The organism is Subtercola lobariae, assembly GCF_014640255.1.
Classification (GTDB): domain Bacteria; phylum Actinomycetota; class Actinomycetes; order Actinomycetales; family Microbacteriaceae; genus Subtercola; species Subtercola lobariae.
Window position 1 is genome coordinate 329,437 of the sequence record NZ_BMGP01000003.1, and the last position, 17,929, is coordinate 347,365.

The following is a 17,929-nucleotide window of genomic DNA, read 5'->3' on the forward strand; positions in this document are numbered from 1 at the left end:
CCGGGGTGGGCGGTCGGCACCGGGCCACCGGCAGGGCGTTGCCGGAGGCGGGTAGCCGCAACGGCTACATACGGTCGGGAGCCGACACGCCGAGCAGGTCGAGGCCGTTGCGAATGACCTGACCCGTGGCGTCGTTCAGCCACAGGCGGGTGCGATGCAGGTCGCTGACCGGCTCGTCGCCGAGCGGCAGCACGCGGCACGCGCCGTACCAGCGGTGGTAGTGACCAGCGACCTCTTCGAGGTAGCGCGCCACACGGTGCGGCTCGCGCAGCTCGGCCGCTTGGGCCACGATGCGCGGAAGCTCTTGCAGAGAGCCGAGCAACTCGGTTTCAGTCTCGTGGGTGAGCAGCGCGGGTTCGAAGGCGCTGCGATCCACACCGGCCGCCAGGGCGTTCTTCGCCACGGAGCGGGTGCGGGAGTGGGCGTACTGCACATAGAAAACAGGATTGTCGTTTGTGCGGCTGCGCAAGGTCTCACCGTCGAGGGAGAGCGGAGAGTCGGCGGGGTACCTGGCGAGTGAGTACCGCAGAGCATCCGCACCCACCCAGTTGAGCAGGTCATCGAGCTCGACGATGTTGCCCGCGCGCTTCGACAGCTTGGCACCGTTGAGGTTGACGAGCTGCCCGATGAGAATTTTGATGTTCACGTCGGGGTCGTCACCGGCCGCGGCAGCGAGCGCCTTGAGTCGGCCCACGTAGCCGTGGTGGTCGGCGCCGAGCAGGTAGATCTTCTCGGTGAAACCGCGGTCTTTCTTGTTGAGGTAGTAGGCCGCGTCGGCAGCGAAGTAGGTCGTGATGCCGTTGCCACGGGTCAGAACGCGGTCTTTGTCGTCGCCGAAGTCGGTGGTGCGCACCCAGACGGCGTCGTCTTTTTCGAAGACGTGGCCCTGCTCGCGCAGGCGCACGGCGGCCTGGTCGATGAGGCTCGTACCGGTTTCAGGGTCGACCGCGTGCAGGGTGCGCTCAGAGAAGAACACATCGAAGTGCACATTGAAGTTCTCGAGACTCGTCTTGATCTCTTCGAGCTGCTGCAGGTAACCGAGGTCGCGGGCCACCGCGATGGCCTCTTTCTCGGGCAACTCGAGCAGGTTCGGCACCTGGGCGAGCACTTTTGCGGCGAGTTCTTGAATGTACTCCCCGGGGTACCCGCCCTGCGGCGTCGGTTCGCCCTTGGCGGCTGCCAGCACTGAGGCGCCGAAGTTGTCCATCTGGTTGCCGGCGTCATTGATGTAGTACTCGGTCGTCACATCGGCTCCGGATGCGCTGAGCACCCGGGCGATCGCGTCGCCGAGAGCGGCCCACCTGGTGTGCCCCAAATGCAACGGTCCGGTAGGGTTCGCCGAAACGAACTCCATGTTCACGCTGAGCCCGTCGAGCACGTGGTTGTGACCGTAATCGTCGCCGGCCTCGAGAATGGTGCGCACGATCTCGCCGGCGGCCGCGGTTTCGAGGGTGATGTTGATGAACCCCGGGCCCGCGACATCCACTTTCGCCACGCCATCGATGGCCTCGATCTCGGGGGTGAGCTCGGCGGCGAACGCGCGCGGATTCGTGCCCAGAGACTTGGCGAGCTTCATGGCGATGTTGGTGGTCCAGTCACCGTGGTCGCGGTTGCGGGGGCGCTCGAGCTGAACGTCGACCACCGAGATGGTCTCGGCAGCGGCATCCGGCTCAGCTGCACGTCGAGCGTCGAGTCGAGCGGTCACGATGTCGAACAGGGCGCTGGAGAGGGCTTCGGGAGTCACGGTATTCAAGCCTATCGCGGCGCCCTGCGTGCATCCTGCGCCCTCTGTCACCCGACTTCGTCACCGATTTGACGCGAAAGCCCCCTCTGAAGCTTGATAGCGCGCCTTTGCGTCAAACCCGCGGCGTCGAGCCGGCGGGTACTCAGCGGAAGCAGCGGGGCTAGTGCAGCTGAACGAGTTCTCGGGTGTCGTCGCGCGGCAGAGCATCCACTGTCGCCGTCACTTCAAGCGCCGTGAGGGCCAGCCAGCCGCCGTGGTTGCTCAAAAACGCGGTGTCAGCGGCATCGCGGCCAGTGGCGATGCGCACCAGGCTCTGCCGGGGGGCGAGCGCGGTGGCATCCACCACGAACCACTCGTCATTGACGTAGGCCTCGGCGACGGCGTGAAAATCCATCGGGTCAAGGCCCGGCGCATACACCGACACGAGTCGCGCGGGCACATCGAGCGCGCGCAGCAACGCCACCACGAGGTGCGCATAGTCACGGCAGACGCCCTGCCGCGAGAGCAGCGTGCGCACCGCGCCGTCGGTGGGCAGACTCGAGCCCGGAACGTAGCTCAGCTTCTCGCCCACCCACGAACTCACGCTGTCAAGCAGCATGCGCCCCTCGAGCCCCGAGAACTCCGAGCGCGCGGTTGGCAACAGAGTGTCACTCTCGCAATACCGGCTCGGCCGCAGATACGTAATGAGGTCGTTTTTGCTCACCGGCGCCGCCGCTGCCGTTCCCTCGACCTCAGCCCAGTAATTGAGGCTCAAATGCCCTCGGCCGGTATCGAATTCATGAAGGCGTGTACCGTGCACATCGGTGATGTCGACGGGGGTGAGCGGATGCCCGTTGAACTCATACTCGACAGTCTCCGTTTCGGCGATAAACCCCGCCGCCACGGCTATCGAGAACACGAGGTTCGCGGGGGCGTCGATGTCACATTCGATGTGGGCGCTGACCGTTCGCTTCATGCTCTCGATTTTGTCATGAAACGGATGCCCGCCCCAGCCGTCTTCGAGCGACCCCCGGCCGGTGGTAATGTGAACACCGCACTCCTGGCCCCATAGCTCAGGGGATAGAGCACTGCCCTCCGGAGGCAGGGGCCGCAGTTCGAATCTGCGTGGGGCCACCAGCTTTGAAGCCCGGAACTACGCGGATCTCGCGGGTTCCGGGTTTCCTCTGTATTCGCGTTCTGGCAACGTTTTGGCAACATTCGATTTCTGGATGGCCTGATCGAGTGCCGCTGAAACACTGTCAAGGTCGCTGCGCCGGGCCCTTATTGTTTCTGGCCGTTTCGGGCGCAGTCAATCGAACGTTCGACATCTAGGTGAGTTTCGACATCTAGGTGAGTACTGCAACGGATGCGCTGCTTGCAGTCTTGTATTTCAACTCGTCGATTCGCCTTATCCGCCATCCGCCAGAACGCATCACTGATTTAGAGCCATTGCAAGAGGTCTCGTCAAGCGACTTCTGATCAGCCCTACGTGAGTGCGTCGGACTCGACTAATCATCGGCGTCGGCTGCGGCCGCTCGACTAGAGATAGAGTCGCGTTCCGAGAGCGGCGTGTTCCCGGTGTAAATCGGATACCCGGTATGCGCCGGCAGCCCGTCATCAACACGGTCGTACGACACCGAGTCATTCGCTGCCCGAGAGTGCGATATCTACCGAGAAGTTGGCGTTTAGTCGGGTCATGATCGAACGAAACGACTCTGAAGTGTTCGGTAAGTTCGCCCGGGTCGATGCGACGAATGAGAGCCTTCGGGTATCGCGGGTTATTCCGTACGATCACCCACTCGTGCCATCCGATACGGATACGCCCGTCACCGACCACTGGCTGCTCCTCTCGGAGCGCACCGGCCTGCGCACGCGCCGAGTGTAGGCACATCCGACGACAACACGCCAAGCTGGGGATACGCTCGCCCTGTGAAAGAGATGGAACCGCGGAAACATCCGAAAAAGGAACTCGCCGCGAGACACGCACCGCAACTCGTCGTGCCTGTGCCATTTGATGAGGTGCGTGATTTTGTTCGCCGCGCGGTAAAAGGCACGAGTCTCGTGGATCCTTTTGCGCAGGTGCTCGGCGGTTATGCCCTCTTCGAGCCACATCTTCGATATACAGCCGTTGACGAGACGCACACCCGGATCGAGCTTGATGTTGTCGGGAGAATTCCTGGCGCAGAGACCCTCCTGTTCACTCGGCGTGTCGGTGAGATCGACCGCTTCTTCGTCGCAATGCAGGACGAATTAGATAGGCAGAAACGATGCCGGTCGGAGCCACCCGACGATATCTCATCCATCGAAAGCATCGACTGAAGCTATGACTGGCTGCATGATCGGCGGGTGCGACGAAGCGCCCACCGAGCAGGTCACCGTCAACGAGTCCGGTCTGCTTCTCGTCTACGCCGTTTGTGAGCGTCACGGTCGCGCGATCTTCGAGGGTCAGATGCATGCTGAGTCGAGCGACCCTAAATGCGGATTCATTGGGCCCGTGGGGCGTCTTAGTCGTTACAGGTATTTGGTCTTGCTCGACGCATGACGCGCAGCGCTCACGACAGGGCCGTGGCGTCGGATGAGAATCGAGGCCCATAAAATCCATATCACCGCGATGGCTGACAGCGTACCGAATACAATCAGGTCAGCGAGTCAAGGTCGTGTTGCATCAGATGGCGAATAAGAGTACCCACACTGACGATGAGTGGCGCTAAACCGTTCCACCGATGTCTCATGAGCCAACCACGCATGCCTAAGAGCTAACTGGCCAACGAATCGATTGGCAAGCCCTCGCGCAGTACGGCATCGACACCAGCACACCCGAAAAGCGATGGCGTCGGCGTCGGTGTAACCGTGTTCGAGCAGAACCATTTCTCGTACTCGACACCGGACTTCATGCCCCGGTCGAACGCATCTTGGGTCGACACGGGCTGAGGTGTGACCGCAGCTGATGCCGGCGCGGCTCTGGAGTGCTCACAACATCGAGGGTAAGTCATCCACTTCGATCAGCGTGCCCGCGGCGCCTGTGGTGATCAGCCGTACCGGGTCGCTCTCCCGCAGATAGAACGAGCCCCACCAAGCCTCATGGGGGGCTGGGGCTTTTTTCGTTTTGGGCGATTACTTCGTTAGGTCAGAACCTGAGACGCTACACGTCGCGTTCGCGAACGGCCCGCTGCCCGTCTGGGTAGAAATCACCTTGCCATTCACGGTGATAGTGCACGTAATCGTCGTTGTGGTCTGGTCGCCGACAGCCGAAAGCAGGAAGCTGCTGAAGTCAAACGCGCCACCAGTTTTCGCGGTCACATCCTTTTCGAAAGGCAGCGTCTGACCATCGTCCAAGGCTGACTGACACAGGTAAATCTCCTTCGCTGGTGCACACCGGCCTGCGCGAACCCCACCATGAACGCCGAGCCCGACGGTCGATACGGTGATGCCCATGACAGACGAATTCTCCGAGGAGCTACAGCACCTACGGACACGCGCGAACATAGAGATCGTCATCACCGACGAGGAGAAGCTGTCAGCGCGGTATCCCAACACAACGGGGTACGTCGATCTCGATCCGGTCGGAGTCTCGAATTGGCCTCACGCGATCACCGCAGCCTTGCGCGCGTTGTCGGATGACCCAGAAAGCGGTCTGACGGTTGCGCGGACTGGTCTACAGCAGCTGCCAATCGACGATGAGGGTAAGCCTGACGGAATCGGCTGGATCGGTCACAAGAGTCGAAATTGAGCAGGCACCCGACGACTTCACGCCCCCTGACGAAGATCGCCGCCGATTCATAGGCTTGGCAACATTTTGGCAATGGAACTCCACACCACAAGCCCTTTTTCCGCGAAATACCCCCGTTCGGGGGGCCGAGTTCGGTGAGACTACAGGCATCTGAGAAATTTCTCAAGAAATTTGCCGCGAAACGCCGTTAGAGCGCTTCCCTGCTCAAATGCGGAGTTATGCTCTCAACAACGCACCAGTGACCCAGCGTCGGGCCAGGCTTCTTCGAAAGCTCGTCGACGGATCATTCCCCTCTCGACGAACCACCGAAGGAGCACCACATGACGCTTGCACTCATCGTCATCGTCGGCACGGTCTGGGTGATCGTGTCTCTTCCCATTGCGTTGATCGTCGGCCGCATTCCGAAGATCGCCGAACTCGCAGATCTGCGTCAGGCGCAGGCCCACACGACCGGCGCCATCGGCACCATCACTCGCTAAGCCGAACTCTGGCCCGGAGGCCGCCGAACCCCAGCGACAAACTCGGCCCTGCGACCGCCAACACTCAAGTCGACGCAAGCCTCAGCTCGACGTTGAACCTCAGGCCGCGAGCGCCTCGTCGCGGTGCAACGCCGCAAGCAGCAGTTCGAGCTGACCGACCGGCGCGCCCGGGTCTTCGGGGTGCCACTGAATGCCGATGATCGGTGCAGACACATGTTCGACGGCCTCGGGCAGTCCGTCAGCCGCCGTTGCGACGACCACGAGGCCAGAGCCGAGCGCATCCACCGCCTGGTGATGCGCGCTCTGCACAACGACTGAGGCCCCGAGCGTTGCGGCGAGACGGCTCGAGGCGCGCACCGCCACGTCGTGCCCAGCCATGGTTTCATCGACCGGCACATCGAGGTTCTTGTGAATCGTCTCGGTGCCGATGTCTTGCACGAGCGTGCCGCCGAGCGCCACGTTGATGATCTGCAGACCACGGCAGATGCCGAGCAGTGGTGTGGATGTTTCAACCGCACGGCGAACGAGCGCAATCTGTGCCTCGTCAGCGACCTCGAAATGCCGCCCCTGGCTCGGGTATTCGGATGCTCCCCCGTAGAACCGCGGAGCGATATCTTCGCCGCCCATCACCACGATGGCGTCGGCGTCGCGCGTCGACTCGAGCAGCGCCTCAGCCCCGACGTCTGCCGCGGCAATGCGAGAAACGCTGTACCCCTGCGCTTCGGCCTCTCGAACGACACGCGAATTGAGCAGGTCGATGTACGAGTGATAGGCCGAGTCGTGCGGTCGAGACCGGGTCACCTCGACGACGGCGAGGCGCAGTGCTGAGGGGGCGGCGGGCATGCGTTCTATTAAAGACGCGGCACGCACGATCACCAAGCAGGCCGGTAACGTTTCGCAACACTGGCGAATTGTGGATGCCCGCGGGAACATTCGATCGCTCACCGCGGTTTGAGGCAGCATGACAACTCTCGGATTCATAGGTTCAGGCAACATCGGCGCTCAGGTCGCCCGTCTCGCGGTAGCAAACGGATACACCGTGGTGATCAGCAACTCGCGTGGGCCGGAGACGCTCGCCGAGCTCGTCGACGAACTCGGCCCGCTCGCCTCTGCGGCAACGGCCGTCGAGGCCGCAACCGCAGCCGACATCGCTGTCGTCTCGATTCCGTTCAAGGCCTACCTCGACGTGCCGGTCGCCGAGCTCGCGGGCAAGGTGGTCATCGACACGAACAACTACTACTTCGAGCGCGACGGGCACGTGGCCGAACTCGATGATGGCAGCACGACCTCGGCCGAGCTGCTTCAAGCGCACCTGCCCGAGTCGTACGTGGTCAAGGCGTTCAACCACATCGCGTCGGCGCAACTCACCGCCGACGGCAAGCCGGCTGGTACGACGGGCCGTCGCGCCCTCGTCATCGCCGGAGACGACGAAGCAGCCAAGGCGACCGTGGCGACCCTCCTCGACGAGTTCGGGTTCGACGCCCTCGATGCCGGCCCGCTCGCCGAGGGCTGGCGCATTCAGCGCGATGAGCCGGGCTATGTGGCGGGATACCGCACCATCGACGAGCTGACAGGCGACCTGGCGGCTGCGAAGCGTGTCGGGGAGCTGGTGCCGGGCGAGTTCGGTTCGCACGCGTAGCGGGGCGATGAGCGCAACTCGTTCTGCACGGGCGAGCTCGTTCTGCATAACGAGCCGACCTTTTGGTTCTGCACAGTCTGCGCTGCGGTGCGAGCTTGCCCAGCCCGCTCGTGGCACACTGAGACGGTGTCAGCAACTTTTCTCGTGGTGCCCCAGTGGCAGGGTTCTGGTTCTTCTCGCGCAATGCAGCTCATCGATGGCGCCGACGCCATTGCGGGTGACTTGCCGCCTCGGGTGACGAACCGCTTGGAGATCGCTCTGGGCGCCGGTGAAAGCCTCGCAACGGGGGTGGCGCGCGTGAGTGCGCTGCGGAGCATCCGCGACTCGGTATTACGTGCCCTGGCGAGCACGCCGCTGGCGGGTTCGGCACCCACCGACTCGACGGCGTCGGGTGACGGGGTCGGCGACGACTCGGGGGCGCCGCGCGCCGATTTCGTGGTCACCATCGGCGGCGACTGCGGTGTCGAGCTGGCTCCGGTGAGCGAAGCGGTGCGCGACCATCCCGAGCTGGCTGTGGTGTGGCTGGATGCCCATGCCGACCTTCTGCAACCCGAAGACTCCGGCGACGGAGCCTTCTCGAGTATGGTGCTCCGAACGGTGCTCGGCGACGGCACCGAACTTCTCGTGCCCGAGCGGGCGCTCACGCCCGACCGCCTTGTTCTGGCCGGAGTGCGCTCGCTCGACGACGTGGAACAGCAGTTCGTCGAGGAGAACGGCATAACCGAGCTGAGCGTCGATGCTCTGCAGCAGAGTGAAGAACTCGAGCGGGGCGATGCGCTGGTCACTGCAGTGAGCGCGACCGGGGCGACCAAGGTGTACCTGCACATCGACCTCGACGTGCTCGACCCCGCAGAGATTTCGGGCGTCAGTTACCCCGAACCGTTCGGACTGAGCGTCGCCGCGCTCGTCGAGAACATTGTGGCGGTGCGCCGCCGTTTCACCGTGGTGGGTGCCGGAATCACTCAGTTCGCGCCTGCCAGCCCTGACGCGGCGACCGACGATCTCTCTGCGGTGCTGCGCGTCATCTCGGCTCTGACTCGTCCCCTCTGAGCCACGCATACCCTCTGAGCCACGCAGACGCAGCGAGTGCGCCGTTCGTCAACCATCACCCTGAAAAAAGTTCGGCAGGTAGTGTGATGTGAGCCGGATGCGGCTCTGCGAGAGGATTACGATGACGTCAGATTCTGGTTCGAGTTCGAGCGCTGCCGATGCGCAGGTCTTCGCCGAAACCCAGACCTTCGACCTCGTGGTCATCGGTGCTGGAGCGATCGGCGAGAACGTGGCAGATCGCGCCGTGCAGGGCGGACTCACCGTTGCACTCGTCGAAGCGGAGCTCGTGGGCGGCGAATGCTCGTACTGGGCCTGCATGCCTTCGAAGGCTCTGCTGCGCAGCGGTGCGGCCCTCCGCGAGGCGCAGAACGTGTCGGGTGCGCGTGAGGCCGTGAACGTCGATGGGTTCGACGTGCGCGCCGTGCTGAACCGGCGCAACGAGGTCGTCAACGAGTGGAACGACAAGAGCCAGGTGGAGTGGGTCGAGGGGGCTCACATCACGCTCATCCGCGGATTCGCTCGGTTCATCGGGCCGAAAGAGCTCGCTATCACCCACGAGAACGGCAGCGTCACGAAGCTGGTGGCACGGCACGCAATCACCGTCTCGACCGGTTCGGCCGCGTTGTTGCCCGACATTCCGGGCCTCGCAGACTCCGCACCGTGGACCAGCCGCGAAGCGACCTCCTCTCAGACCATTCCGAAGCGTTTCGCCATCATGGGCGGCGGAGTCGTGGGGTGCGAAATGGCCACGGCGTACGCCTCACTCGGTTCAGAGGTGACTCTGCTATCGCGCTCTGCACTGCTCAGCACCCAAGAACCCTTCGCCGGCGAGCTGGTGCGCGACTCGCTCATCGGTCTGGGTGCGCAGGTGAAGATCGGAGTCTCACCGACGCAGGTAGAGCGCAACGGTGCGGGCGGCGAAGTCACTCTTACGCTCGACGACGGCAGCACTCTCGTGGTCGACGAGCTTCTCGTGGCCATCGGCCGAACCCCGCACACGGGCGACATCGGTCTCGAGACCATCGGGCTGAAGCCGCACCAGTGGCTGAGCACCGACGACACGCTGCTCGTGCTCGACGACGAAGGCAGGCCGCTCGAGGGCGAATGGCTCTATGCCACCGGCGACGTGAACCATCGCGCGCTGCTCACTCATCAAGGAAAATACCAGGCCAGGGCCGCTGGCGATGTGATCGCGGCGCGCGCACTCGGCAAGAAGCTCTCCATCGAATCCTGGGGCGCGCACGTCGCCACGGCCGATCACGAAGCGGTTCCTCAGGTGACCTTCACCGACCCCGAAGTTGCGTCTGTGGGCCTCACCGAAGAGGCTGCGAAGAAGGCGGGCTACTCGGTTCGCGCCGTGGAGTACGACATCAGCTGGGTCGCCGGCGCGAGCGTGACGAGCGAGAATTACGTCGGCCGCGCCAAGATGGTGGTCGACGAAAAACGTCAGGTGCTTCTGGGGGCGACCTTCGTGGGCCAAGACGTGGGCGAGCTCATCCACTCGGCCACCATCGCGGTGGTGGGTGAGGTGCCGCTGAACCGGCTGTGGCATGCGGTGCCGTCGTATCCGACGCTCAGCGAAGTCTGGTTGCGACTGCTCGAGACCTACGGGCGAGACGGGTCGAGCTTCTGAAGCCGCCGAGGGTGCCGAGCGCCGTAGCGACCTCAGCGCCGACAGCCGTGCCGACGGCCGCCCCGACAACGGTGTCGACGGCTCTGAGAGCGCTGTTGCGACCAGTGTTGCTCGCTCCCCCGTTGGCACGCGCCGGGTATCTGTACGCCACCCTGGTCGGCGTCGTGTGGGGTGCCGTGCTGAGCACGGGCCGCATCCGCCGCGTCGACGGCCTGTTCGTGTTCACCGGTGTGCCGACGTGGGCGTTCTCTCGCGGCGGGTCATGCATCGGCGGGGTGTACCTCACTGACACGAATGCAGGCCCGCAGGTTCTCGAACACGAAGCCGTGCACCGGTTACAGTGGCAGAAGTACGGCCTGCTCTTTCCCTTGGCGTATTTTCTCGCCGGATCTGACCCACTGACCAACCGCTTCGAAGTCGAAGCCGGGCTCGAGAAAGGCGGTTACCGGTGAGCGCTGCAGAGCCGTCGGGCACGTCACCCGAAGAACCGAACGGATCGTTGACCGGCAAGGTCATCGTGATCACGGGCGCAAGCTCGGGCATCGGCCGTTCTGCGGCCGGCACTCTTGCCGCCGAAGGCGCAACCGTGGCCGTGGTCGGGCGAAACCCCGAGCGAACACGAGCAGTGGCGCGCGACGTGGGCGGCGAGGCGTTTCTGGCCGACTACGACCACCTCGACGAGGTGCGCGGGCTGGCGGATGCTCTGCTGACCCGATTCGACCGCATCGACGTTCTCGCGAACAACGCCGGCGGGCTGGTGAAGAAGCGCTCCCTCACCGCTGACGGGCACGAACGCACCATTCAGAGCAACCACTTGGCGCCCTTCTTGCTGACCACTCTGCTGCTGCCTCGACTGCTCGAGAACGCGGCCGAGGCACCGATTCGGGTGATCTCAACGGCGTCGAGCGCGAACAACTTCGGCAGAATTCGCCTCGACGACCTCGACTTGCGTAACCGACGGTGGTTCGGCGGCTGGCCGGCGTATTGCGCGGCCAAGCTGGCGAACATCCTCTTCATCAAAGAACTCGCCCGACGTACGGCCGGCACTGGCCTCGAGGCCTACGCCTTTCACCCAGGCTTCGTGGCGACGTCGTTCGCCGGCGACACGGCCCTGCTGAAGTTCGCCAACGTGGTGGGCCAGGGTCACATCGGCCTCTCGCCCGAAGCGGGCGGGACTCCCTTGGTGCAGCTGGCGTCGATACCCGATGTGGATGCCCCGAGCGGCACCTTCTTCGACCAACTCACTCCGAACGGACGCACCTCGGCGCGCGCGAACGACGCCGACCTGGCTGCGAAGCTCTGGGCCGTCTCGGCGCGAGACACGGCTCCCGCCGTCGCCTGACCCGCCGCGCCTGAGCGTTCGCACTTGAGCGTTCGCACCTGAGCTTCCCGAGTCTCCCCTGCTCTCCCCTGCTCTCCCCTGCTCGAAGTGAATCCACGGTGAATCAGAAGGGCGGCTCCGGGCCGTTCAACGTGGAGTCTTCACTTGCCACATCACCGAGTTGGGCCGTGACGAACTGCGGAGCGGGGCGCCACCGGAGTCGGCTCGACGAGGTAGGCGAACCCGACGGGAGATGTCCAGAGCAGTGAGCCTGGTGGGGCCGGATCGTGCTCGACCTTCCATTCGGTGTGGTGCTTCACTTTGTGATGGCTCGAGCAGAGCGGGCCGAGGTTGGCGAAATTCGTCTCGCCGCCCTCTGACCACGGCCGGGTATGGTCGAGTTCGGCCGCGGCGGAAGGAATTCCGCAGGTGGGAAAAGCACACTCCGTGTGGGTCAGCCGAATCAGTTCGTCAAGATCTGCAGGCGGCCGATACCGTTCGCGACCGAAGTTGAGCACCACCCCCGTGATCGGGTCGGTGAGAACACGGCGAAAGCTGGGTGCCGAACGGGCGAGTCGCAGAGCGGTCAACCGGTCGATCGGTCCATAACCTTCAAGCTGTGCGGCGCCGCCGCCATCATGACCCAACAGTGTCAACACCGGAACGGTAACCCGCACGTGCGGCCGAATGCCCGTCGTGCACCCTGGAATCGACGTCTCGCCGTTGAGCATCAGGTCACTGAGCGTATCGACTCGGAGATGAGCCATGGTGCGAAGGTCGCCCCCGTTCTTCAGTGATCGGGCGAGTTCCGTCGCGCGGTTGTAGATCGCGACCGCCTCGACAGCCGGAAGGTAGTGGGTGAGGTACGCCATTCCATCGGTGGCCGCGTCGATGGTGACCCTGCGTTCGGCAGCCGCGCGGAGATGACGCTCAACGTCGGTCATGGGCTGAGCCTCTTCGACGGCGGCGCGAGCGACACTACCGAGCCGCTGAACAGACACTCGCTTCGCCGCTGTGAGAACCAGGCTCTCGTAGTCGTGCAGACGGTCTGGACGTAGACCTGCCGCATGGTGTGCGATCTTCTCGGCGTGCCGGTACGAGATGTCGCCGCTCTGTAGCGCTTCGCGAGTGGCAGAGAGCGGCCCCGCGAGGGCTTCGGCCGTGTCGAGGCGCCGCCGGGCATCCGTTTCGCTCAGGTGCACAGCGGCGGCCAACTCTGTCACAACGATTCGTTCGGCCACCACCGCGGGCGACCAGCCCGGGCCGCCCGTCGATTGGTCGCGTACGCCCATGGAGAGGCTGGCCAAGCGCGCTCGCTCGATGCAGGCGAGTTGCTCGGCCTGCACCCGGGAGACCTGGCGTTCGAGGGCGACGACCTCTGTGATGGCGGCGGCGAATTGCTCGCGCAGCAGAAGCCGCTCGTGCGCAGACGGCACGTTGCCAGACGGTGGAAGTTTCATGAGATAAGTTCACCATGAGCCACCGACATTGAGTTTTCACCCGAATTTTCGCGCCCGACGTGGCGAGACCCAGACGTGGCTAGACCCAAACGTGGCGAGACCCAGACGTGGCGAGACCCGAGCGTGCCCGAGCCCTAACGTGCCGTGCCGAGTTCCTGACGTGCCGAGAATCGATGACTAAAGAGCTGCAGACTCCGCGGTCTCTACGCCGAGCTGGGCGATGAGGTCGAGGCGCAGGTCGGAGATCGACTCGGTGTCGCCAAAGACGACCGCCGTGATCTCGGTGCCGTCAAACTCGGCGTCGCCGGTGCACATCTCAGAAACCCACGCGCGTACCGAACGGCCGAGGGCCTGGCCCGGGGCACAGGCCGTGCTGGTACCGGGGTCACCGGTGCGGACATCGCGGGCGAGCCACGTCACCGTGATGAGTTCAGGAGTCTCGAGTAGCTCGATGTCGGCGGCCGAAGCGACCTCGATGAAGATCTGTCCGCGCGTGCGGCGCGATCGCGATTGAATGGCGTCGAGCCGAGAGACCAGGTCACGAACCTCTGCGATGCACGTTTCGTCAGCGGCGACCAGAACCTGACCGGAGAGCCCGGTCGTAAGGGGTGAGCCGACCACGCCGCCTTCGACCACGCCGCCTTCGACCACACTGCCTTTATCCACGCTGCGGGGGCTCTGCATCACTACGCTCATTTGTCTCAAGCATAGGGTTGCCTAACCTTATTCGCAACGCAGCGATGCCCCGCCTTCGTGAACTCACAGGCTGAACGCAGGTGGATGCACCAGATCCCACCGCAGCCGCCTCTCGAGTTGCCGCCCGAGCGAGAGCAGCGTGGCCTCGCCGCCCGGCCGGCCGATGAGCTGAACGCCGAGCGGCAACCCGGCCGCCGTCTGCCCCACCGGCAGCGTGATCGCCGGCAGCCCGCTCACGTTCACGAACGAAGTGAACGGCGTGTACTGCACCTGCTGCGCGAAGTTGTGCTCGCCGTCTTCGGGGTCGAACCAGCCGATGGGCCGCGGCGGCAGCGCGAGCGTGGGCGTCACGACGGCGTCGAACGATTCGAACTGGTGGATGACCGACCGCTCGAACGACGACAGGGTCTGCAGCGCGCGAGCCAGTTCGGCCGCCCCGAGCGCACGCCCACGATGCATCAGCCAGCGCGTCAGCGGCTCGAGCAGATGCTCGGTGCTGTCATCGGCGGGTATCAGCGCAGCGCCGGCCTGCCAAATGGTGCGAAACGCCGGCGCGTATTCGGGCGAGGGCAGCAGCGAGAGCGATTCGAGCCCGTGACCGAGTTCGCCCAGCAGGCCGACGGTCTGCTCGAACGTCTCGCGCACCTCGGGGTCGATGGTGATCTCGTAGGCAGAATCCCAGGGCGAATCGGTGAGCACGCCGAGCTGAAAGCGGCCCTCGCCGCGAATGGCTGCTCCGAGGTAGGGGCCGTCGAGGTTTTCTGGGGCGCGCAGGCTGAAGTGGTGCGCCGGAGCACCGCCCGAGGGGCTGATCATTCCGTCGAGCAGCAGTGCGGCATCCGTCACCGTACGCGCGAGCGGGCCGCCCACCCCGAGCCCCGCCAGCGTGCCGATGCCCGACGCCGCCGGAATCAGCCCGCGAGTCGGCTTCAGCCCGACGAGGCCGGTCGCCGCCGCTGGTATGCGAATGGATCCGCCGCCGTCAGACCCGGGCGCGAACGGCAGCAGCCCCGCCGCGACCGCAACGGCAGCGCCACCGCTCGAACCACCGGGGCCCAGGTCGGTGTCGTAGGGGTTGCGGGCCGGCGGCGCCACGAGGTTCTCGGTGTAACTCGGCAGCCCGAATTCGGGCGTTGCGGTCTTACCGAGGCTCACTCCCCCGGCAGCGTCGAGCGCGTCGGCGATCTCGTCAGACTCCTCGGGCACGAAGTTCTCGAACAGCCGCGACCCGAACGTCGTGCGAACACCTGCCCGCCGCACCAGGTCTTTGTCGCCGAACGGCAGCCCCCACAGAGTGGTCGTGCGCGGCACGTTCGATTCGACAGTGGATGCCCGTTCGAGCGCCTTCTCGGCCGTGACCTCGTGAAAGGCACCGAGCTCAGGGTTCAAACGCTCGATGCGGCCGAGGTAGTGCTCGGTCAGTTCGACGACACCGACGTCGCCTTTCTGCAGAAGGTGCCACTGTTCGAGGGCGCTGAGGTCATGCAACTGTGCCATGCACCGAGTCTGCCACGGCACACCCAGTAGTCAGCGCGCTACTTCAGGTGCTTCTGCAGCAGCACCGTGCCGAGCCACCGGTTGAACTTGAAGCCCACCTTGCCGAGCCGGCCGACTTCTTTGAAGCCGAGGCTCTCGTGCAACCGAATCGAGCCCTCTGCACCCTTGTCGACGATGACGGCGAGCACCTCTTTGACACCCGCGGCTTTGCTGCGGGCGAGCAACTCTTTCATGAGCGCTTTGCCGAGACCCTTGCCGGTCGCGGCCGGCCCGAGGTAGATGCTGTCTTCGACGGTTCGGCGGTAGGCCGCCTTCTGCTTCCACGGCGACACATAGGCAAAACCGATCATCTGGTCGGTCGGTGACACGGCAAGCAAGAACGGCAGATTGAGCCTCGACACCCACTCGAACTTCGAGCGCCACTCCTTCAGGGTCATCGCGTCTTCGTCGAGTGTCACTACCGTGTTCGCCACGTAGTGGTTGTAAAGCTCGCGTACCGCTGGCATGTCGGCCATGGTCGCGTCACGAATGCTGAACTCGAATTTCGGCAGCGGAGGCGTAGGAGGTCGCAGATTCGCCGGCAGGGTGCGGCGGGCCTGATATTCCTCTTCGAGCATGGGCTCGATCTTAGCCGAGCGACCCGTCAGAACCGAGCGACCCGTCTGGGCCGAGCGCCCAGTCGATGGGCTCCGATCCTTGCGCGATGAGCGCGGCATTTGCGCGGCTGAACGGGCGTGAGCCGAAGAACCCCCGGCTGGCCGAGAGCGGGCTGGGGTGCGCAGACTCGATGACCGGCGTCTGGCCCAGCCACGGCGTGAGGTTGGCGGCATCCCGACCCCACAGAATGGCGACCAGGGGTGTGCTGCGCGCGGCGAGCGTCTTGATGGCCAGCTCGGTCACGGCCTCCCAGCCCTTGCCGCGGTGCGAGCCGGCGACGCCCGGCTGAATCGTGAGCACGCGGTTCAGCAGCATGACGCCGTGCTCGCTCCAGGCCGTGAGGTCGCCGTGGACCGGCGGCACTACGCCCAGGTCGGTGTTCAGCTCGCGATAGATGTTCTGCAGACTGCGTGGCACCGGCCGAACGTGTCGTTCGACCGCGAACGAGAGGCCGATCGGATGCCCGGGGGTGGGGTACGGGTCTTGACCCACAATGAGCACCCGAACATCGGCCAGCGGGTACCGAAACGCGCGCAGAACGTTCGCGCCCGCGGGCAGGTACCCGCGCCCGGCAGCCACCTCGGCGCGGAGAAAGTCGCCCATGGCAGCGATAGTGCCCGCAACGGGCGTGAGCGCCTCGGCCCAGCCGGCATCCATCTGCCCGTCGGCGGCGAGTTCAGAGAGTGATTTGCTTGTCATACGTCGAGCTCGGGGTCGTCGCTGAGCTCACCCATGGTCGCGACGCGCACGGCACCGTCGACGAGCGTGACCGTCCAGACGCTGCCGCGGCCCACTACACGCAGCGGGCCGTCGCCCACGATGAGCGCCGTGTGTTCGTCGATGGCCACCCCGCTGTCGGTCAGGCCGGCCTCGGTGGCAGCGATCAGCCGCGAAAGCGTGCCCCACTGCGCCGCGTGCACATCGACGGCGAGGTCGATGAGGCCGATGCCTTCGCCCAGAGTGATTTCGTCGAGGTCTTCAGAGGCCTCCTGCGGCGACACCTCGACCTCGCCGATCTTCCAGCCGCCGAGAAGGGCCTGCTCTGAAGCAATAGCTGCTCCGGCCGAGAAGCCGAGATACGGCACGCCCGCTGAAACCTGGCGCCGAATCTCGTCGAACGCGGGAGCAAGGCTGTCGCGGTAGGCCGGGGTGAGGCCGCCCCAGACCAGAATGCCGTGCGAGCCCACGAGCACCCGCGGGTCGACCAACCTCCCTTCGGCGAGCAGCACAGGAACGGGCTCGAACTCGGTGATCAGGTCGAGCGCGGCCCGCAGCTCGGCGTACTTCTCAGGCGCGTCGCCGTCGCGCACGAGAACGATCACAACGCGCGGGCCCTCGAGCCGGCCCTCTCGCAGGGCCAATTCGGCGGCCTCAGAGAGAAATTCGCGGTAGACCGCTCCGTCGTCTTCGGGCGGCCAGCCGCCGCCCACCAGATGGATGCCCACGCCGACCGAACTCAGACCGATACGGGCGGGTGCGCCGACCAGGGAAAGACGATCCACCGATCGGTCTTGCGCCAGTAGAAGTCGGGCTCGATCACCGAGCGTGGCTTCGAATACAGCGTGGCGGTTTTCACGATGACGCCGATTTTCGTAAGCAACCCCACCACCAGCGCCAACGTGCGGCCCGAGTCGGCGACGTCGTCGACGAGCAAGATGTTCTTGCCGATCAGTGCAGTGTTGTCGAGCATGGGCGGCAGGATGATCGGCTCAGGCAACGTCGTCTCGATATCGCTGTAGAACTCCACATTGAGACTGCCGCAGCTCTTCGTGCCCGTTGCGTAGGCGAGCGCACCCGCGGGCAGCAGGCCACCGCGCGCAATCGCAATGACGAAATCGGGTACGAACCCGCTCTCGAGCACACTCGTCGCGAGCACTCGAGATGCCTCGCCGAACTCCAGCCAGCCGAGCACTTCGCGTTCAGGCGTGACCGAATCGACTGAATCGACTACCTCGACTGAATCGACTGCCTCGACTGAATCGACTGCCTCGACTGAATCGACATCAACGGTGTTCTCTGTGACTTCTGCACTCTCGGCCATTCG

Annotated in this window: 20 protein-coding genes and 1 tRNA gene; 10 read left to right on the forward strand and 11 right to left on the reverse strand. The window is 64.6% G+C overall.

Going from position 1 to position 17,929, the window contains the following annotated elements:
- Positions 1-64: 64 nt before the first annotated feature.
- Entirely contained in the window at positions 65-1,744 is a 1,680-nt protein-coding gene (argS, locus tag IEX24_RS09525) for an arginine--tRNA ligase (RefSeq protein WP_188677352.1), read from the reverse strand.
- A 160-nt stretch (positions 1,745-1,904) separates the two neighbouring features.
- Positions 1,905-2,699 (reverse strand): transglutaminase-like domain-containing protein, encoded by a 795-nt coding sequence (locus IEX24_RS09530; protein ID WP_188677355.1) that lies wholly within the window; start codon positions 2,697-2,699, stop codon positions 1,905-1,907.
- Positions 2,700-2,785: 86 nt separating this feature from the next.
- Between IEX24_RS09530 and IEX24_RS09535 the strand changes: the two genes are divergently transcribed.
- The 3 genes from IEX24_RS09535 (at position 2,786) to IEX24_RS09545 (ending at position 4,042) form a co-directional block, all read left to right on the forward strand.
- Positions 2,786-2,860: transfer RNA gene (locus tag IEX24_RS09535), tRNA-Arg, on the forward strand.
- A 559-nt stretch (positions 2,861-3,419) separates the two neighbouring features.
- Complete coding sequence (locus IEX24_RS09540) at positions 3,420-3,608, forward strand: hypothetical protein (protein WP_188677358.1); 189 nt, start codon at positions 3,420-3,422, stop codon at positions 3,606-3,608.
- 53 nt (positions 3,609-3,661) lie between these two features.
- Positions 3,662-4,042 (forward strand): hypothetical protein, encoded by a 381-nt coding sequence (locus IEX24_RS09545; RefSeq protein ID WP_229715248.1) that lies wholly within the window; start codon positions 3,662-3,664, stop codon positions 4,040-4,042.
- Between the two features lie 795 nt (positions 4,043-4,837).
- Here the strand turns inward: IEX24_RS09545 and IEX24_RS09550 are convergent.
- Positions 4,838-5,158 carry a hypothetical protein gene (locus IEX24_RS09550; protein ID WP_188677364.1) on the reverse strand — a complete coding sequence of 107 codons (321 nt, stop codon included), beginning with the start codon at positions 5,156-5,158 and terminating at the stop codon, positions 4,838-4,840.
- Here IEX24_RS09550 and IEX24_RS09555 point away from each other — a divergent pair.
- Together IEX24_RS09555 and IEX24_RS09560 are read left to right on the forward strand one after the other, a co-directional pair.
- Complete coding sequence (locus tag IEX24_RS09555; RefSeq protein ID WP_188677367.1) at positions 5,157-5,453, forward strand: hypothetical protein; 297 nt, start codon at positions 5,157-5,159, stop codon at positions 5,451-5,453. The two genes, IEX24_RS09550 and IEX24_RS09555, sit on opposite strands and share 2 nt — an antisense overlap.
- A gap of 320 nt (positions 5,454-5,773) precedes the next feature.
- Positions 5,774-5,932, forward strand: coding sequence for a hypothetical protein (locus tag IEX24_RS09560; protein ID WP_188677369.1), 159 nt, complete (start codon positions 5,774-5,776; stop codon positions 5,930-5,932).
- A gap of 99 nt (positions 5,933-6,031) precedes the next feature.
- On the opposite strand, the gene IEX24_RS09565 is transcribed toward IEX24_RS09560, so the two are convergent.
- On the reverse strand, positions 6,032-6,775 hold the full coding sequence (locus tag IEX24_RS09565) for a gamma-glutamyl-gamma-aminobutyrate hydrolase family protein (RefSeq protein ID WP_188677373.1): 744 nt from the start codon (positions 6,773-6,775) through the stop codon (positions 6,032-6,034).
- Between the two features lie 118 nt (positions 6,776-6,893).
- Here IEX24_RS09565 and IEX24_RS09570 point away from each other — a divergent pair, with 118 nt between their 5' ends.
- The 5 genes from IEX24_RS09570 to IEX24_RS09590 all read left to right on the forward strand — a co-directional run bounded on the left by IEX24_RS09570 (position 6,894) and on the right by IEX24_RS09590 (position 11,596).
- Positions 6,894-7,571, forward strand: a complete 678-nt coding sequence (locus tag IEX24_RS09570; RefSeq protein WP_188677376.1) for an NADPH-dependent F420 reductase — start codon at positions 6,894-6,896, stop codon at positions 7,569-7,571.
- A 126-nt stretch (positions 7,572-7,697) separates the two neighbouring features.
- Positions 7,698-8,621: an arginase family protein gene (locus IEX24_RS09575; protein ID WP_229715208.1), complete on the forward strand. Its 924-nt coding sequence runs from the start codon at positions 7,698-7,700 to the stop codon at positions 8,619-8,621.
- A 121-nt stretch (positions 8,622-8,742) separates the two neighbouring features.
- Positions 8,743-10,254: a dihydrolipoyl dehydrogenase family protein gene (locus IEX24_RS09580; protein WP_188677378.1), complete on the forward strand. Its 1,512-nt coding sequence runs from the start codon at positions 8,743-8,745 to the stop codon at positions 10,252-10,254.
- 71 nt (positions 10,255-10,325) lie between these two features.
- A complete protein-coding gene (locus IEX24_RS09585) occupies positions 10,326-10,706 on the forward strand; it encodes a Fe-S oxidoreductase (protein ID WP_372435712.1) in 381 nt (126 codons plus the stop codon).
- A complete protein-coding gene (locus IEX24_RS09590) occupies positions 10,703-11,596 on the forward strand; it encodes an SDR family NAD(P)-dependent oxidoreductase (RefSeq protein ID WP_229715209.1) in 894 nt (297 codons plus the stop codon). Before IEX24_RS09585 ends, IEX24_RS09590 begins: the two co-directional genes overlap by 4 nt.
- 152 nt (positions 11,597-11,748) lie before the next feature.
- On the opposite strand, the gene IEX24_RS09595 is transcribed toward IEX24_RS09590, so the two are convergent.
- The 7 genes from IEX24_RS09595 to IEX24_RS09625 all read right to left on the reverse strand — a co-directional run bounded on the left by IEX24_RS09595 (position 11,749) and on the right by IEX24_RS09625 (position 17,926).
- Positions 11,749-13,035: an HNH endonuclease signature motif containing protein gene (locus IEX24_RS09595; protein WP_188677381.1), complete on the reverse strand. Its 1,287-nt coding sequence runs from the start codon at positions 13,033-13,035 to the stop codon at positions 11,749-11,751.
- A 177-nt stretch (positions 13,036-13,212) separates the two neighbouring features.
- Positions 13,213-13,731, reverse strand: a complete 519-nt coding sequence (locus IEX24_RS09600) for an SIP domain-containing protein (protein WP_188677385.1) — start codon at positions 13,729-13,731, stop codon at positions 13,213-13,215.
- A gap of 63 nt (positions 13,732-13,794) precedes the next feature.
- Positions 13,795-15,228, reverse strand: a complete 1,434-nt coding sequence (locus tag IEX24_RS09605; RefSeq protein ID WP_188677388.1) for an amidase — start codon at positions 15,226-15,228, stop codon at positions 13,795-13,797.
- A 38-nt stretch (positions 15,229-15,266) separates the two neighbouring features.
- Complete coding sequence (locus IEX24_RS09610; protein ID WP_188677390.1) at positions 15,267-15,845, reverse strand: GNAT family N-acetyltransferase; 579 nt, start codon at positions 15,843-15,845, stop codon at positions 15,267-15,269.
- Between the two features lie 10 nt (positions 15,846-15,855).
- On the reverse strand, positions 15,856-16,584 hold the full coding sequence (locus IEX24_RS09615) for a uracil-DNA glycosylase (RefSeq protein WP_188677392.1): 729 nt from the start codon (positions 16,582-16,584) through the stop codon (positions 15,856-15,858).
- A complete protein-coding gene (locus IEX24_RS09620) occupies positions 16,581-17,387 on the reverse strand; it encodes a type 1 glutamine amidotransferase family protein (RefSeq protein WP_188677394.1) in 807 nt (268 codons plus the stop codon). The genes IEX24_RS09615 and IEX24_RS09620 overlap by 4 nt, the downstream gene beginning before the upstream one ends.
- Positions 17,342-17,926 carry a phosphoribosyltransferase gene (locus IEX24_RS09625; RefSeq protein ID WP_188677396.1) on the reverse strand — a complete coding sequence of 195 codons (585 nt, stop codon included), beginning with the start codon at positions 17,924-17,926 and terminating at the stop codon, positions 17,342-17,344. The genes IEX24_RS09620 and IEX24_RS09625 overlap by 46 nt, the downstream gene beginning before the upstream one ends.
- Between the last annotated feature and the right edge of the window lie 3 nt (positions 17,927-17,929).

What these genes read in the sequence shown, in the direction of transcription:
- IEX24_RS09530 (WP_188677355.1), bottom strand. Translation starts at nt 2,699, where the DNA reads ATGAAGCGAACGGTCAGCGCCCACATCGAATGTGACATCGACGCCCCC.
- IEX24_RS09540 (WP_188677358.1), top strand. Translation starts at nt 3,420, where the DNA reads ATGATCGAACGAAACGACTCTGAAGTGTTCGGTAAGTTCGCCCGGGTC.
- IEX24_RS09545 (WP_229715248.1), top strand. Translation starts at nt 3,662, where the DNA reads ATGGAACCGCGGAAACATCCGAAAAAGGAACTCGCCGCGAGACACGCA.
- IEX24_RS09555 (WP_188677367.1), top strand. Translation starts at nt 5,157, where the DNA reads ATGACAGACGAATTCTCCGAGGAGCTACAGCACCTACGGACACGCGCG.
- IEX24_RS09550 (WP_188677364.1), bottom strand. Translation starts at nt 5,158, where the DNA reads ATGGGCATCACCGTATCGACCGTCGGGCTCGGCGTTCATGGTGGGGTT.
- IEX24_RS09560 (WP_188677369.1), top strand. Translation starts at nt 5,774, where the DNA reads ATGACGCTTGCACTCATCGTCATCGTCGGCACGGTCTGGGTGATCGTG.
- IEX24_RS09565 (WP_188677373.1), bottom strand. Translation starts at nt 6,775, where the DNA reads ATGCCCGCCGCCCCCTCAGCACTGCGCCTCGCCGTCGTCGAGGTGACC.
- IEX24_RS09570 (WP_188677376.1), top strand. Translation starts at nt 6,894, where the DNA reads ATGACAACTCTCGGATTCATAGGTTCAGGCAACATCGGCGCTCAGGTC.
- IEX24_RS09580 (WP_188677378.1), top strand. Translation starts at nt 8,743, where the DNA reads ATGACGTCAGATTCTGGTTCGAGTTCGAGCGCTGCCGATGCGCAGGTC.
- IEX24_RS09595 (WP_188677381.1), bottom strand. Translation starts at nt 13,035, where the DNA reads ATGAAACTTCCACCGTCTGGCAACGTGCCGTCTGCGCACGAGCGGCTT.
- IEX24_RS09600 (WP_188677385.1), bottom strand. Translation starts at nt 13,731, where the DNA reads ATGAGCGTAGTGATGCAGAGCCCCCGCAGCGTGGATAAAGGCAGTGTG.
- IEX24_RS09605 (WP_188677388.1), bottom strand. Translation starts at nt 15,228, where the DNA reads ATGGCACAGTTGCATGACCTCAGCGCCCTCGAACAGTGGCACCTTCTG.
- IEX24_RS09610 (WP_188677390.1), bottom strand. Translation starts at nt 15,845, where the DNA reads ATGCTCGAAGAGGAATATCAGGCCCGCCGCACCCTGCCGGCGAATCTG.
- IEX24_RS09615 (WP_188677392.1), bottom strand. Translation starts at nt 16,584, where the DNA reads ATGACAAGCAAATCACTCTCTGAACTCGCCGCCGACGGGCAGATGGAT.
- IEX24_RS09625 (WP_188677396.1), bottom strand. Translation starts at nt 17,926, where the DNA reads ATGGCCGAGAGTGCAGAAGTCACAGAGAACACCGTTGATGTCGATTCA.